The sequence below is a fragment of the Actinoplanes sp. HUAS TT8 genome, assembly GCF_051380535.1.
GTDB lineage: Bacteria > Actinomycetota > Actinomycetes > Mycobacteriales > Micromonosporaceae > Actinoplanes.
Genome location: NZ_CP195646.1, coordinates 3,948,345 through 3,963,436, shown reverse-complemented (window position 1 = coordinate 3,963,436; position 15,092 = coordinate 3,948,345). Strand labels below are relative to the sequence as shown.

Annotated in this window: 14 protein-coding genes; 8 read left to right on the top strand and 6 right to left on the bottom strand. The window is 70.6% G+C overall.

Going from position 1 to position 15,092, the window contains the following annotated elements:
- Position 1: 1 nt before the first annotated feature.
- Both ACSHV8_RS18010 and ACSHV8_RS18005 read left to right on the top strand, forming a co-directional pair.
- The gene (locus tag ACSHV8_RS18010) at positions 2-778 is read left to right on the top strand and encodes an ATP-binding cassette domain-containing protein (RefSeq protein ID WP_436534528.1); all 777 of its coding nucleotides are present in this window, start codon (positions 2-4) and stop codon (positions 776-778) included.
- Entirely contained in the window at positions 778-1,986 is a 1,209-nt protein-coding gene (locus tag ACSHV8_RS18005) for a glycoside hydrolase family 1 protein (RefSeq protein WP_436534526.1), read from the top strand. The genes ACSHV8_RS18010 and ACSHV8_RS18005 overlap by 1 nt, the downstream gene beginning before the upstream one ends.
- Here the strand turns inward: ACSHV8_RS18005 and ACSHV8_RS18000 are convergent.
- Positions 1,983-2,609 carry an MBL fold metallo-hydrolase gene (locus tag ACSHV8_RS18000; protein ID WP_436534524.1) on the bottom strand — a complete coding sequence of 209 codons (627 nt, stop codon included), beginning with the start codon at positions 2,607-2,609 and terminating at the stop codon, positions 1,983-1,985. The two genes, ACSHV8_RS18005 and ACSHV8_RS18000, sit on opposite strands and share 4 nt — an antisense overlap.
- A gap of 174 nt (positions 2,610-2,783) precedes the next feature.
- Here ACSHV8_RS18000 and ACSHV8_RS17995 point away from each other — a divergent pair, with 174 nt between their 5' ends.
- The 4 genes from ACSHV8_RS17995 to ACSHV8_RS17980 are packed head-to-tail and all read left to right on the top strand — an operon-like array spanning position 2,784 to position 6,166.
- Positions 2,784-3,560 carry an SDR family NAD(P)-dependent oxidoreductase gene (locus ACSHV8_RS17995; protein ID WP_436534522.1) on the top strand — a complete coding sequence of 259 codons (777 nt, stop codon included), beginning with the start codon at positions 2,784-2,786 and terminating at the stop codon, positions 3,558-3,560.
- Entirely contained in the window at positions 3,557-4,891 is a 1,335-nt protein-coding gene (locus ACSHV8_RS17990; protein WP_436534520.1) for an FAD-binding oxidoreductase, read from the top strand. The genes ACSHV8_RS17995 and ACSHV8_RS17990 overlap by 4 nt, the downstream gene beginning before the upstream one ends.
- Positions 4,884-5,306, top strand: a complete 423-nt coding sequence (locus tag ACSHV8_RS17985) for a VOC family protein (RefSeq protein ID WP_436534518.1) — start codon at positions 4,884-4,886, stop codon at positions 5,304-5,306. Before ACSHV8_RS17990 ends, ACSHV8_RS17985 begins: the two co-directional genes overlap by 8 nt.
- Positions 5,303-6,166, top strand: coding sequence for a flavodoxin family protein (locus tag ACSHV8_RS17980; protein WP_436534516.1), 864 nt, complete (start codon positions 5,303-5,305; stop codon positions 6,164-6,166). Before ACSHV8_RS17985 ends, ACSHV8_RS17980 begins: the two co-directional genes overlap by 4 nt.
- On the opposite strand, the gene ACSHV8_RS17975 is transcribed toward ACSHV8_RS17980, so the two are convergent.
- Positions 6,150-7,034, bottom strand: a complete 885-nt coding sequence (locus ACSHV8_RS17975) for a pyridoxamine 5'-phosphate oxidase family protein (protein WP_436534514.1) — start codon at positions 7,032-7,034, stop codon at positions 6,150-6,152. The genes ACSHV8_RS17980 and ACSHV8_RS17975 overlap by 17 nt on opposite strands.
- Positions 7,035-7,272: 238 nt before the next feature.
- Here ACSHV8_RS17975 and ACSHV8_RS17970 point away from each other — a divergent pair, with 238 nt between their 5' ends.
- Positions 7,273-8,250, top strand: coding sequence for a cation diffusion facilitator family transporter (locus ACSHV8_RS17970; protein ID WP_436534511.1), 978 nt, complete (start codon positions 7,273-7,275; stop codon positions 8,248-8,250).
- 10 nt (positions 8,251-8,260) lie between these two features.
- Entirely contained in the window at positions 8,261-8,809 is a 549-nt protein-coding gene (locus tag ACSHV8_RS17965) for a DUF6817 domain-containing protein (RefSeq protein ID WP_436534509.1), read from the top strand.
- Positions 8,810-8,831: 22 nt separating this feature from the next.
- Here ACSHV8_RS17965 and ACSHV8_RS17960 read toward each other — a convergent pair whose 3' ends face one another.
- The 4 genes from ACSHV8_RS17960 to ACSHV8_RS17945 all read right to left on the bottom strand — a co-directional run bounded on the left by ACSHV8_RS17960 (position 8,832) and on the right by ACSHV8_RS17945 (position 15,019).
- A complete protein-coding gene (locus ACSHV8_RS17960; protein WP_436534507.1) occupies positions 8,832-11,147 on the bottom strand; it encodes a glycoside hydrolase family 9 protein in 2,316 nt (771 codons plus the stop codon).
- 275 nt (positions 11,148-11,422) lie between these two features.
- Positions 11,423-12,718, bottom strand: a complete 1,296-nt coding sequence (locus tag ACSHV8_RS17955) for a carbohydrate-binding protein (protein WP_436534505.1) — start codon at positions 12,716-12,718, stop codon at positions 11,423-11,425.
- 377 nt (positions 12,719-13,095) lie between these two features.
- Positions 13,096-13,761 (bottom strand): nickel pincer cofactor biosynthesis protein LarB, encoded by a 666-nt coding sequence (gene larB / locus ACSHV8_RS17950; protein WP_436534503.1) that lies wholly within the window; start codon positions 13,759-13,761, stop codon positions 13,096-13,098.
- 28 nt (positions 13,762-13,789) lie between these two features.
- A complete protein-coding gene (locus ACSHV8_RS17945) occupies positions 13,790-15,019 on the bottom strand; it encodes a lactate racemase domain-containing protein (protein ID WP_436534501.1) in 1,230 nt (409 codons plus the stop codon).
- Positions 15,020-15,092: the final 73 nt, after the last annotated feature.

The following is a 15,092-nucleotide window of genomic DNA, read 5'->3' as shown; positions in this document are numbered from 1 at the left end:
CGTGACCGAGACGGCGCCCGCGCTGGAACTGCGCGGCATCGACATGCACTACGGCTACGTCCGCGCGCTCGACGGCATCGACATCGCGGTCCAGCAGGGCGAGGTCCTGGGCCTGCTGGGCGACAACGGGGCCGGCAAGTCCACCCTGCTCAAGGTGATGTCCGGGGCGCATCAGCCGACCGCCGGCACGATCCTGGTGCACGGCGAGGAGACCGTGTTCCACTCGCCGAGCCAGTCCACCGCGGCCGGCGTGCAGATGGTCTACCAGGACCTGGCACTCGTCGACGCCCAGGACATCGCGACCAACCTGAACATCGGCCGGGAGATCCTGCGCAAGGGGCCGCTGGGCTGGCTCGGGTTCGTCGACCACAAGGCGCAGCGCAAGCGGGCCGCGGCCGAGCTCGACCGGCTGGGCGTGCGGACGGCCGCGGTGACCCGCCCGGTCGAGATGCTCTCCGGCGGGCAGCGGCAGGTGGTCGCCCTGGCCCGGGCCGCGACCCGGGTCACCGGGGACCGCAACGGTGTCCTGCTGCTGGACGAGCCGACCGCCGCGCTCGGCTACGAGCAGACCAGGCAGGTCGAGGCGTTGATCCGCCGGATGGCCGAGCAGGGCGTGGCCTGCGTGCTGGTCACCCACAACCTGCCCCTCGCGACCGAGGTCTGCGACCGTATCGTGGTGCTCAACCGCGGCCGCAAGGTCGCCGACGTCACCACCACCGAGACCGACAACGACCAGCTGGTCGGCTGGATCACCGGAGCACGGAGGTCGATGTTCTGATGGCATTCCTGTGGGGCGTCGCGACGTCCGGGCACCAGATCGAGGGCGGCAACGACACCAGCGACACCTGGTTCGCCGAGCACGTCACACCCACCGTCTTCCGCGAGCCGTCCGGCCCGGCCTGCGACGGTCTGAACCGCTGGCGTGAGGACGTCGACCTGGTCGCCGGGATGGGCCTGACCGCGTACCGGTTCTCGGTCGAGTGGTCCCGCGTCGAACCGGTCGAGGGGAAGTTCTCCGAGGCCGCCCTCGACCACTACGCGGCGATCGTGGACCGCTGCGTCGAGCTCGGCCTGGCGCCGGTCGTCACCTACAACCACATGACCGCCCCGCACTGGTTCGCGGCCCGCGGCGGCTGGCTCGACCCCGGCGCGGCCGAGGCGTTCGCCCGCTACTGCGGCGTGCTCACCGACCGCATCGGCGACCGGATCGCCTCCGCGGTCACGCTCAACGAGCCGAACCTGCCACGCCTGCTCTCCTGGACCCCGATCCCGCAGGCGGTCCACGACCTGGAACGGGCCACCCTGCAGGCGGCGTCCGAGGCGGCCGGCGTCGACCGGTACCGGCTGGCCAACGTCGCGCTGCCCGAGGAGTTCGACGCCCTGGAGACCGGCATGGCCGCCGGGCACGTCGCCGGCAAGGCCGCGATCAAGGCCCGCCGCCCGGACCTTCCGGTCGGGCTGAGCCTGGCCGTCGTCGACGACCAGGCGGTCGGCGTCACCACCATCAGAGACCAGAAACGATCAGAGGTGTACGGCCGTTGGCTGCGTCTCGTCCGTGACGACGACTTCGTCGGGGTGCAGAACTACGAACGCGCCCGCTACGACGCGAACGGCCTGGTCCCGGCCGAGGACGGCGCGCTCTTCTCCGACGTGCACCCGTCGTCGCTGGGCAACGCGGTCCGCTACGTGCACGCCGAGACCGGCGTGCCGATCCTGGTCAGCGAGCACGGCATGGCGACCGACGACGACAGTCGCCGGGCCGCGTTCCTCGCGCCCGCCCTGACCGGCCTGCACGAGGCGATCGCCGACGGTGTCCCGGTGCTCGGCTACCTGCACTGGACCCTGCTCGACAACTACGAGTGGATCTTCGGGTACGGCATCCGGCTGGGACTGGTCGAGGTCGATCGGGCGACCTTCGCGCGCAGTCCCAAGCCGAGCGCCGCCGAGTACGCCCGGCTCGTCCAGGCGTACCGGGAAGGGGTCTAGAGCCCGGTCGCCTCACCCCGGGTCAGCGGCCGCACCTGCACGCTGTCCGGGGTGAACGCGGCCAGCATCCCCGTGTACTTGCCCGGGTCGACGGTCTCACCCTCGTGAATCGGCACCGCGACCCGGGGCGCGGCCGCCCGCACATGGTCGACCGCCTCGGCCAGCTTCAGCCACGGCCCGTCGATCGCCACGGCGAGCACGTCCACGTCACCCGGCGGCCGGGCGAACGAGTCACCCGGGTGGAACAGCGCGCCGTCGTCCACCAGGTAGGCATTGTTGGTGCAGCCCGGCACCGGCCCGTACACCGCCGCGTGCAACCCGCCGTGCACGTCGACCGTGGTGGCGCCGAACCGCAGCCGATCGCCCGGCCCGGCCACCTCCAGCCCGGGCAGGTGCCCGGCGGCCGGACGCGTGTCCGGGTCCACGATCAGGCGCGCACCCGGGTTGGCGGCGAGCAGGGCGGCCAGCCGCTCCAGGTCGACGTGGTCGGGGTGCTGGTGGGTGACCAGCACGGCGTCCAGGTCGGTGAGCGCGGCGAAGTCCGACATCGTGCCCGGGTCGACCAGGAGGCGCACGTCGGTCTCCACGAGCAGGCACGCGTGTCCGAGATGGGTCAGCTTCATGGCGACACCCTAAACCCTCATTCTCGTACGGCGAAGATCGGTTTTGTTGGTTGAAAATCTGACCGTGAGTTGGTCTGGCGACGGCGAATCCGGGCTGGACCTGTGACGGCGATCTCATTACAGTCGGCATCCATGTGAAACACGTTTTCACACAGTGAAAGTAAGGGAGTCATCGTGACCCGACCTCCGCGCCTGGCCGGCCTGGCCGTGCTCGTCACCGGGACCGGCGGTGGCATCGGCCGCGCCACCGCGATGGTCTGCGCCCGCGAGGGCGCCCACGTGATCGGCGCCGACCTCGACCGGGCCGGAGCCGAGGAGACCGCCGGGCTGATCCGCGCGGCCGGCGGCCGGACCGACACGATCGCACCGGTCGACCTGGCCACCGAGGACGGCGCCCGGCACTTCGTCGACACCGCGGCCGAGCTCGCCGGCGGCATCGACGTGCTGGTCAACAACGCGTCGGCGATCCGGTTCGGCGCGATCGACGAGCTGTCGTTCGACGACTGGTCGTTCACGATCCGCCACGAACTGGACATCGTCTTCCTGGTCACCCGCTGCGCGTGGCCGCATCTGATCAGGCGCGGGGGAGGGGCGATCGTCAACGTCGGCTCGATCTCGGGGTCGCGCGGCGCGTTCTTCATGCCGCAGAACGCGCACGGTGCGGCCAAGGGCGGTGTGCTCGCGCTGACCTATCAGCTCGCGGTCGAGGGCGGCCCGAAGGGCATCCGGGTCAACGCGGTCAGCCCGGCGATGACCGAAACACCCCAGACGTTACCGACCCTGACCGATCCGGACGGCCCGGCCGAGGCGATCCGTACCGCCGTCCCGCTGCGCAAATGGGGGCAGCCCGAGGACGTCGCCAACGCCATCCTCTTCCTGGCCTGCTCGGAGTCCTCACACGTGACCGGAGCCAACATCCCGGTCGACGGCGGAGCGGCGGCCGTCGGATGACGAACCTGGTGCGCCGCGGCGACGCGGGATACGAGGACGCGCGGGTCGGCCGGATCTTCAACGACCGGCGACCCGACCGTTACCCGGCGGCGATCCTGCTCGCGGCCGACGCCGACGACGTGGCCGCCGGTGTGCGCCTGGCCCGCGCGGAGAACCTGAGCGTCAGCGTCCGCTCGGGCGGCCACTCCTGGGCGGCCTGGAGTCTGCGCGACGACGCGCTGCTGATCGACCTGGCCGAGCTCGACCGGCTCGACTACGACGAGGCGACCGGTGTGCTGGTCGCCGGGCCGGCCGCCCGCGGCGGACTCGACGTGTCACCGTTCCTGGCCGAGCGCGGGCGCGCGTTCCCGGTCGGGCACTGCCCGGAGGTCGGCCTCGGCGGCTACCTGCTGCAGGGCGGCCAGGGCTGGAACGGGCGGCGGATGGGCTGGGCCTGCGAGAGCGTGATCGCGATCGACGTGGTCACCGCCGACGGCGAGCGGATCCGGGCCGACGCCGTCGAGAACAACGACCTCTACTGGGCCGCCCGCGGCGCCGGGCCCGGCTTCCCCGGCATCGTCACGGCGTTCCACCTTCAGACGTACGAGGCGCCGGCCGCGATGTGGCACGACACCCGCTCGTTCCACCCGGACGACGCCGCCGCGCTCCTCGCCTGGATGCACGGGCTGCTGCCGACGCTGGACCGGCGGATCGAACCGGTCATCGCCGCCACCCGGCTGCCCGGCGAACCCACACTGCTGCTGCACACGACAGTGATGGCCGGCTCCGACGCCGAGGCCGCCGAGCTGCTGCGGGTCTTCGACGGCGGGCCCCTCGAAGACCGGCAGGTCGCGCACGTGACCGGGCCGACCTCCCTGGCCGAGGAGTGCGTGGCCCAGGCCGCGCAGAACCCGGACGGCTACCGGTACGCGGTCGACTGCACCTGGACCGACGCGCCCGCCGACGTCCTGGCGCCTTCGCTGAGCCGGCTCTGGAGCGAGCTCGACACCGAACACTCGTTCTCCATCTGGTACGGCTGGGCGCCCGAGCGCGAGCTGCCCGACATGGCGTTCTCGGTGCAGGGCAACGTCTACATCGCGACGTACGCGATCTACAGCGACCCGGCCGACGACGAGAAGTACCGCACCTGGGTGCACGCGCGGACCGCCGACCTCGCCCGGCACGGCGCCGGCGTGTACCTCGGGGACACCGACTTCACGCGGCGGCAGGACCGCTTCCTGTCCGACCGTAACTACCGGCGACTCGAAGAGATCCGCGCGGCCCGGGACCCGTACGGAATCTTCGCCTCTTATCTGACCGGTGACGTGAAAGGGCTGAACGTCCATGGGTGAGGCCCGCCTCGACCACGCCGGGCTGTCGGTGCGCGACCTCGAAGCGGCCGCCCGCTGGTACTGCGCCGCGTTCGGCTACGACCGTGAGCTGGACCTGCGGGTGGACGCGATCGACCTGGACATCGTGATGCTGATCCACCGCGAGCACGGCGACCGCCTCGAACTGCTGCACCGGCCCGGATCGTCGCCGGGGCCGCGGGCGGCCGACCCGGCGCAGGCCGCGCTGGCCGAGGGCTTCGGGCACGTGGCCTTCGACGTGGCCGAGCTCGACGACACGTACGCGAAGGTCGTGGGTCTTGGTGGTCGAGCGGTGATGACGCCGCGGCCGTCGCCGGAACCGGGCGTGCGGATGGCGTTCGTCGCCGATCCGGAAGGCAACCTGGTGGAATTGCTGTCGAGAGGAACGGTGTCATGAAGGTTCTGGGGCTCGGCTGCGGGCAACCCGGCGGCAGTGCCGAGATCCTGCTGACCGCGGCGCTGCGCGCGGCCGGCGACGCGCAGCTGGTGCGGCTGACCGACCTGACCGGCGACGACGACCTGTGGTGGCTGTGGGAACGCCTGGTCGAGTGCGACGGCCTGATCGTCAGCTCCCCGATCATGAGCCGGACCATCGCCGCGCGCCTCAAGACCGTGATCGATTTCCTGCTCGGCCCGAACGCCGACGCCGCGATCATCGAACACCTCGTCGAGGTCCGGCGTGGCGGCGTCGAGCCGGCCGTGCCGTTCCGGGTCGACGAGCGCGTGCTCAAGCCGCGGGTGGCCGGGCTGATCGCGGTCGGCGGCTCGCTCACCCCGCAGTGGAAGACCCTGGCCCTGCCGCTGCTGCACAGCACGGTGTTCTCGATGCACATGGCCGTGGTCGACCAGATCGTCCTCGGCGGCGCCGGAACACCGCGGTCGATCCTGCTCGACGACGCCGCGCTGGACCGGGCCGGACGGCTCGGCGCCAACGTGGCGTCGCAGCTCGGCGTGGAGTTCGACGACGTGACCTACCTGGGTGAGCCGGGACTGTGCCCGATGTGCCACCTCGACGTGATCACCCTCGACGGGGTGGCCGTGACCTGCGCGACCTGCGGCAGCGTGGGGGAGCTGGCGGCCGGGGGCGCGGTCCGGTGGACGGATCTGAGCACGTCGGTGATCTCGATGGCCGAGAAGCGGGCGCACGCGCGGGAGATCCAGGAGACCGCCGCCGCCCACGCCCGGGTCGGCAACGACCTGGCCAAGCGGGCGGCGGCCTTCGGCACGTTCGAGCGCATCGTCACGCCGCGGGGTTGAACCGGGACATCACGGGCCGGGTCCAGCGCAGGGGTGACGCGTTCTCGATCGCGACGACCCGCTCGACGGTGAAGTCGACCAGGCGTTCCGCTCCGGGCACGGCTGCGGCGTGGGCCGGGTCCCAGTCGACGACGGCGGTGCCGCTGAGGTGCAGCAGGGCGCCGGTGCTCCAGTCCGGCAGCAGCAGGCCGGCCCGCGGATCGGCCTCCAGGTTGCCGAGCGTGTTGAACATCGCGTTGCCGTTGTAGTCGGGCCAGCGCAGCCGGGTCGGGCTCAGCACCTGCAGGAATCCTGGATTGCCGCCGCGGTGCGACGCGTCGAAGCTGCCGTCCGGCCCGGTGCTGGCGACGAAGAACGTGTCGGTCGCGGCGGCGAACGCCATCTGCTCGCCGGTGAGCCGGTCGCCGTCCCGCGGGGCGCCCGGCGTGGCCGGCTCCAGCCAGGACTCGCGCTGCTGGATGTACTTCGGGCAGTTCGCGTAGACCTGGTCCAGCTCGACCCGCAGACCTTTCGGGGTGGGGAACGCGGTGCCGTTCATCCGGATCCGGCGGCGGGTGCCGGGCTCGATGCCGATCATGCCGACCCGGGCCGGCTCGCTCAGGACCTCGTGCAGCGGGTTGCCGGGCGCCGGGGCCGAGGCCACCGTGATCGCCGACGGGCCGGTGACCCGGATGCGGCCGGTCAGCTGGGTCGCCCAGACGTGGCCGTCCCGGTCGGCGGCGCCGATCACCAGCATCGGCTGCTCGTCCAGGAACGTGCGGGCCATGCCCGGGATCCGCGGGCCGATGATCGCGGAGACGTGCGCGGCGTGGTCCAGCAGGCCGGCGCGCTTCTGCGCGGCCAGCTCCCCGTGGTGAAAAACGGACATGTCCGCCCCCTTTGGCTAACCTTCAAAACCAACTTTAGTGGTTAGGTGACGGATCGACAACCGGGGTCACAGCTCGATGTGCAACCATGGCAATAGCTGCATATGTTTTCGACCAGCACACTGTCCTGACCACCGGTTTCAACCGGCACATCGGTGCGACCGCCGGTTTCGACCGACGCATCGTCCCGACCGCCGGTTTCGACCGGTGCATCGTCCCGACCGCCAGAGAGGCCGCGCCATGCCGACCCCTGACGCCGATCACGACCACGAGCACGGGCACGCCGGCCACGACCACGGTGTCTCGGCCGACGCCGACCGGCGCTGGCTCGGCGTTGCCCTCGGGCTGATCAGCGCGTTCATGCTCGGCGAGGTCGTCGTAGGCCTGCTCGCCCGATCCCTGGCGCTGCTCTCCGACGCCGCCCACATGCTGACCGACGCCGGTGCGATAGTGCTCGCCCTGATCGCGATGCGCCTGGCGGCGCGAAAACCCAAGGGCGGATTTACGTACGGCCTGAAGCGCGCCGAAATCCTCTCCGCCCAGGCCAACGGGCTGACCATGCTCCTGCTCGGCGCGTGGCTGGCCTACGAGGCGGTCCGCCGGTTGATCCACCCGCCCGAGGTGGCCGGCGGCCTGGTCCTGGTCACCGCCCTGGTCGGCGTGGTCGTCAATGTCGCCGCCGCGTGGGCGATGAGCCGGGCCAACCGGTCCAGCCTCAACGTCGAGGGCGCGTTCCAGCACGTCCTCAACGACCTGTACGCGTTCATCGCCACCGCGATCGCCGGTGTCGTCATGGTCACCACCGGCTTCACCCGGGCCGACCCGATCGCCACCCTGATCGTCGTCGCGCTGATGGTCAAGGCCGGCCTGGGCCTGATCCGCGACTCCGGCCGGATCTTCCTGGAAGCTGCTCCGGCCGGCTTCGACCCGGCCGCGCTCGGCGCCGAACTGGTCGCCCTGGACGAGGTCGTCGAGGTCCACGACCTGCACGTCTGGCTGATCACCTCCGGTCAGCCGGCCCTCTCGGCCCACGTCCTGGTCGTCCCGCGCAGCGACTGCCACGCCGTCCGCGGCCGCATCGAGGACCTGCTGCAGACCCGGCACCGCATCACCCACAGCACCCTGCAGGTCGACCACGCCGGCCCGGACGACCTGGCCGAGCACTGCGACGACGCTCACGGCCTGGCCTACCGCGCCGAACCGGGGCGACCTGGCTAGGGTCGGATTCATGGCCTTCGACAGCGCGGCGCGGGCGTTCCTGCGCGAGCACGGCACCGAGTCGATCGAGCACCCCGGCGGCACGCTCTACGCTCACCTGGGCCGGGTGGCGGAACGCCTCGCGGCGTGCGGCGCGGCGCCGTACGTGCAGCTGGCCGGCCTCACCCACGCCGCCTACAGCACCGACGGCTTCGACCTGGCGCTCATCGCGTGGACCGACCGGCCCCTGCTCCGGGCCGTGATCGGCGTCGAGGCCGAGGAACTGGTGTACCGGTACGGCGCGTGCGACCGCGACCGCACCTGGCCCCACCTGGCCGAGACGTCCGTCGTGCACGACCGCTTCACCGGGCACGACCGGACGCTCGGCCCGGGCGAGGTCGGGCCGTTCGTGGACCTGAGCATCGTCAACGAACTCGACGTCATCGAGCAGAACCCGGCGCTGTACGCCAAGCACGGCGACTACTTCCGGGACCTGTTCGCCCGGTGGGCGCCGGTGACCTCGCCCGCGGTCACCGCCGAGGTTCAGCGGGTCCTGCGGGCGGCGGCCGGCAACGGATGACATGGCCGGCCGCCGTACCGGATCAACCCCGGGTGCAGGCCATGCCGTTGACGGTGAAAGCGGTCGGCGGCGGATTGGTGCCGCTGTAGGTGCCGTTGAAGCCGGCACTCGTGGAACCCCCGGCCGCCAGGGCGCCGTTGTAGGACAGGCTCGTCGCGGTCACCTGCGTACCGGTCTGGGCCCAGGTCGCCGACCAGCCCTGACCGACCTTCTGGTTGCCGGGGAACGTGAAGCCCAGGTTCCACGACGTCCAGGCCGAGGTGCCGGTGTTGGCGACGGTGACCGTTCCGGTGAAGCCACTGCCCCAGTCACTGGTCGTGTAGGTGACCCGGCAACCGGCGCTGGGGGTCGGGCTGGTCGACGGCGAGGGCGGGACCGACGGCGAGACCGACGGTGACGGTGACGTGGACGGCGAACCGGACGGTGACGGTGACGGGGAGGTGGAATCCGGCTCCTGACCCCAGATCAGCTTGCCCGCCTCGTACAGGGGAATTCTGGGGTTGATCGAAGTCCCGGCCAGGTAGGACGGATCGTTGGCCGGGTTCCAGGTGCCACCGTCGGCCACACCCACCTTGAACTGCACCTCCATCCGGTACGCGGACTGCCCGGCCGGCGCGATCCGGTACCCGGCGCAGTTGACCTCGACGTACCAGAGATCGCCGGACACCTGCGTGGCCGTCGACGGCGCCGGGCAGCCCTGCGTGTAACCCGGGGTCACCTGGATCGCCGCCGTGCCCTCGCGGCGGAAGTAGTACCGGTAGGACGCGCTGGTCAGGGCCCGTGCCGGGTACGCCGACTTGTTGTAGATCATCACCTTGAGGGCGGTGTCCCGGGTCTCGTCCTGCATCACCGTGCTCTCGACGGTGATCTCGTCCATGTCCGGCTTCTCGGCCTGCGGGAAACCGGCCACCGGGCTGCCGCCGTACTCCCGGTAGAGCCGGGCCACGGCCGAGGTGAACCCGGCGTTGTAGTCGGTCGCGACCTCGTTCATGACATAGTCGCTGCGCTGATCGGCGTAGGCGTCGTCCGGCGAGGACGGCCCGCCGACCAGAGCGCCGTACAGCACGTGCCGGGTGTCGGCCGGCACGGTCATGTTGTCCCACCAGGACCCGTGCGCCGTACGGTGATGCGGATTCTTCGGCGCGTTGGCCCCGAAACCGATCACGTAGCTGGACTGTCGCGGGTTGTCGCCCAGCGCATAGTTGATCTGTCGCACCGCGAAGTCGTGATAGCGGGTCTTTCGTGTCGCGTCGGACGTCTTGTCGCTGTACACGAGGGCCACGAACGCGGTATTGGCGGCGTACCGCAGCGAACCCCAGCTGTCGAGAACCGCCTCGCCGCCGGGGGAGTACCGCACCTTCTCGCCGTTGACGCCGACCGTCCACCAGTCCAGCCAGCGATTCGCGTCGTCGATGTACTTCTGCTTGCCGGTCAGGTTGGCCAGCAGTACGTACGCGCCGAATTGTTTGTTGTCCCAGGCGATTGTCCACTTGTAGGAGTGGGTCGAGCTCTGCGGCTCGGTGCCGAGCGCGTCGTACTCACTCTCCGCCTTGCTCAGGTACGTCGCCTCGCCCGTCGCCCGGTACAGCCAGATCGCGCCCCAGACCAGCTCGTCCTGGTAGCCGCTCCACGACTTGTAGTAGGAGGCCGCGTCGGTGATGCAGTCGCTGTACGCCTTCCGGACGGTGTCGGCGAACGTGTACAGCTGACGCGCGTGGGTCAGCAGCTTGTCGGCGTACGCCGCATCGGTCGGCCGGAACACCATCGAACTGGCCGCCATCGCCGCCGCCGTCTCGCCGGCCAGATCCGAGCCGCCACAGGTGGCGTCGATCTTGTACGACGGCCGGGCCATCGGCATCACCTCGGCCGGGCCCCACCACTTGTGGTCGTCGTCGCCCTTGCCGACCTGGCCGTAGAGCACGTTGGCCGATGGATGCGCCTTGATGAAATAGTCGTTCGGCACCCGCAGGTTGTTCAACAGCGTGGTCAGCTGGCCCGACGAGGCGTAGGCGTCCCGGTACTCGACCGCGCCCCAGGCCAGCATGGTCGTGGTGAACGCCATCGGGAAGCCGAACTTCACGTGATCCCCGGCGTCGAACCAGCCGCCGCTGAGATCCCGCCCGACATCGGCGCCGTCGTTGACGGCCGCGTCACCGCGCCAGGAGACCTGGCTCCAGGACGGTTTCGGCCCGGCGATCTGCGCCTGGTAGAAGAACATGGACTTCTGCAGGGCCTCACCGTAGTTGTAGGCGCCCGCGGCGGTGGCCGGGCGGCCGAGCAGCGAAAGCCCGGAAATCATGAGAGCCAGAGCAACGGCGACGAGCAAGACACGACGCATGATGGTGCCCTTCGGGAGTGGGAGCGCTCCCAGACATTGAACAGTTTCGTTTCCACTTTGTGAAGCCACGATGACCGAAGCGCCGGGGCTGTGCCCTGCCGGCCACCACCGCATCGATGCTCACTGCGGCGGGCTCGGGGAGCCGAAGTCGACCCGCTCTGACCACAACGGCGGTGGCACTGACCTGCCTGAACCCGAAGCCCGGCCGATGTGGCCGGGCTTTTGTGTGTCGGGGAGTTGCCCGGCCCGGCTGGTGGGCCGAGCCGGGATGAGAGTCAGAGGGGCAGCCAGAGGGCGAGCACGTTCGGCGGCTCCCAGCTGACGATGGACGTGTGGGCCTGGCGGCACTGGTAGCGCTTGCCGTTGTAGGTGACGATCTGCCCGACCTTGTACGCGACCCCGGGCGCCCACGCCGTGCCGGCCGGGGTGGAGACCGAGGCGGACGGGGACGGCGACGCCGGCTTGGACGGGCTCGACGACGGGGTGCTGGGGCTCGGCGAACCGGGGGTGCTGGTCCCGCCCGAGGTGAAGCCCTGCATCAGGTGGCTGAACTGCCAGGTCGACTGGGAGATGCCGGAGCAGTTGCGTTCGCCCGGGGCCTGGCCGGGGCAGCCGCCGTTGTCGCGCTGCAGGGCCCAGAAGGACAGGGCGCCGACGCCCTTGGACTTGGCCCAGTTGGTCACCGTGGTCGCGTTGGCCAGGGTGAACACTTCGGCGTTGAGGTTGCCGGTGTCGTTGGCGTAGTCGTCCTGGCCGTTCATCTCGATGATCCCGACCATGTTCCAGTACTGCGCGTCCGTCTTGCCCGGCCAGACACCCTTGAGCTGGTTGAACAGTCCGGTCGCGGCGGTCTGGGTGGCGGCCGCCATGTCGTGGGTGGCGCCGTCGTAGTAGTCGAACGTCATGATGTTGACGAGGTCGATCCGGGCCTGGTTCTGGGCCGCGTTCTGCAGGACGGCCAGGCCGTTGGACTCCAGGCCGTTCGGGGTGGTCGGCAGCGTGTAGGTGAACTGCACGAGCCGGCCGGTGCCGGCCGCCCAGTCCTCGACCTTCTTGATCGCCTTGTTGCGGCGGTCGATCCCGTCGGCGCGGCTCAGCGAGTTGTCCTCGATGTCGAGGTCGATGCGGGTGATGTCGTAGGTGGTGATGACCCGCTGGAACTCGGCTGCGATCGCGTCCACGCTGTTGCACGAGTCGGCCAGTTCGGTGCCGGTGTTGTCGGCCGCGAATCCGCCGAACGACGGGATGACGTCGCCGCCGCGGGCCCGGATCGCGGTGATGTCCGAGCCGTAGGTGGCCGACGAGATGGCGGTGTTGCCGTTCCACTGCGCGGTGCAGGACCCGGCGCTCGCGGTCTGGATGAAGGCCAGGGTCAGGAAGTTGTTGCCGGACTGCTGCGACAGTCCGTTGAGGCTGTCGCCGTTGTAGGCCTCGAAGTAGGGGGCGAAGACGTGGGCCGGGATGCGCGACGTGGTCGCGGCCTGGGCGTCGGGTGCGAGCGCGACGAAACCGGCCGCGGCCACGACGGCGGCCGACACGGCCGCGAGAACGGCTGATCGTGTTCGATACATGGGGAACTCTCCCGGACGGCAATGGTTAGTTAACTTGCCTAATAGAAGAGTTCAAACGCATCGATGTCAAGACCCGCTTCGCCCCGGCCGTCGAGGAGGCAATCCGTTAGATCAACTTCAAGTTCTTCATTGCCTCGGTCCGCCGGGGTACAGACCGTCGCTCCCGCGGGGACCCTTCCGGTCTGAGCAGGGCGCTGGCGCGCCCAGAACGCTCAGCCCGCAAGGGCGATCTGGTCGGTTGGTCGCGGTCAGAGCAACAAATCCGTGCACGCCCGCGACCCTCCACCCGGCCGGCGCCCAGGGCGGTCCCGGCCCGGGGCGCGGCGGTGAATCGGTGCAAGCCGGGGTGGGGCTGCGGGATCCAAGGCGGCAAGGATTCAGGGCCGGTCGGCGGCGGGTGGGTCGGCGGCGATCTGGGCGGCCAGGTGGCCGGCGCCGTAGCCGTTGTCGATGTTGACCACAGCAACGCCGGGGGCGCAGGCGTTGAGCATGGCCAGCAGGGGCGCGAGTCCACCGAAGGCGGCGCCGTAGCCGACCGAGGTCGGCAGCGCGACCACCGGCGCCGCGATCAGGCCGGCGACGACGCTGGGCAGGGCGCCGTCCATCCCGGCGGCGACCACGACGACCCGGGCTCGGCGCAGCAGTTCGAGGTGGCCGAGGATGCGATGCAGCCCGGCGACGCCGACGTCGACCACGAGTTCGGTGGGCCGGCCGAGGTAGCGGGCGGTCAGTTTGGCCTCGCGGGCGTACCGCAGGTCGGACGTGCCGGCGGCGACCACCACGACCAGCCCGCCGGCCGGCGTCGGAGGAGTGGGCGGCCAGGCCAGCAGTCCCGCGTCGGCATCGTGGCGGGCGTCGGGCAGCTCGGCCAGGACCGCGGCCGCGTGTTCCGGCTCGGCCCGGGTGAACAGGGTGATCACATCCGGTCGTCCGCGGACCGTGGCGGCGATACCGGCCACCTGCGCCGGAGTTTTCCCGGCGCAGTAGACGGCCTCCGGATATCCCCGCCGGGCGGTCCGGTCCAGATCGAGGTCGGCGTACATCGGTGAACCCTATCGATCGGGGGCGTGGTCATCGGAGGCGGAAGAGGATTTCCCCGGCCTGCGGGACGACGAACGTGGACGGGTCGGCGGCCAGCGCGTCCAGGTCGACCGCCCTCGGGTCCAGGTAGTCGAGATTCGCGCCGCGTACCACGGACTCGGGTATGCCGGTGGCCAGCGTGACCGTCACGCGAGGCCGCTCCCCGGCGACCGGATCCCATGTGCCCGCCCCGCGCAGATGAGTCGAGTGCGCGAGCACCCCCCAATGCTGATCGCTGAACCGGTCCCACTGCTTCACGAAGTAGTCCCGGCAGTGATACCCGAGCTGTTCGATCTCGGGGTGCATGGCCGAGATCCGCGTGATGTGCGGGGCGTAGATGATCACCTCGCCGCCGTCGGCCACGATCGGCTCGACCTTGTAGAACCCTTTCGCCCCGGTCCACATGTCGTCGTACTTCTCCGGGATGATCGACACCACCCGCCGCACCGGCGCGTCGAGGTAGCGCACGTGGGTCTGCGCGGACACGTCGGCGCAGGCCGCCCACGCGTCTTCCGGCGCACCGAACGACGCGGCGTGCAACGCCCCGCGGCCCGACTCCACGACCAGGCACAGTGCGAGCCGGCGGGCCGGGATCATCGCGGCCGCCTCGTCGATGAGCGCCCGCACCGGGGTGATCCCGCGGGTGCCGATGATCTCGGCGCTGCTGATCAGGGCGCCGAGCCAGTGCGAGAAGTCGATGATCTCCTGCCCGGCGATGCCCGGGAAGAAGTACTTGTTGCCGCCGGAGAACCCGACCACCTCGTGCGGGAAGACCGGCCCGATCACCAGGCACACGTCGTGTTCGACGACCGCCCGGTTGAGGGTGACGTCGATCGCCTGGCGCATCCGGCCCTCGGACAGCTGCGCGACGCGTTCGGCGCTGATCTCGCCGAGCGACACCAGGGTCTCGGGCAGCCACCACTCGTGGTTACGGATGTCGAACCCCTCGTACGGCCCGCCGAGGTGCTTGGCCAGCTGTTCCTCGGACATCGGGGCATGCGTGCCGAGCGCGATCAGGACGGTGACCGCGGCGGCCCGGCCGTGCAGCGCCTCGTGCACGGCGCCCAGCAGCAGGGGGAGCGGGCAGCTGCGGGTCGCGTCCGGGACGATCACGCACACCCGGGCGCCGTCGAGCTCTTCGGACGCGAGCCGGTCGAGCACGAATGCCCGTACGTCGAAATCGTCAATGATGCCCTCAGGGGCACCGATGCTCTCAGCCATGCCCGCACGATGCGGCCTGCGGGCGGTTCACCGCAACCGATCAATGCGATCCAAGCCGTCGGCCCCGGCAAAC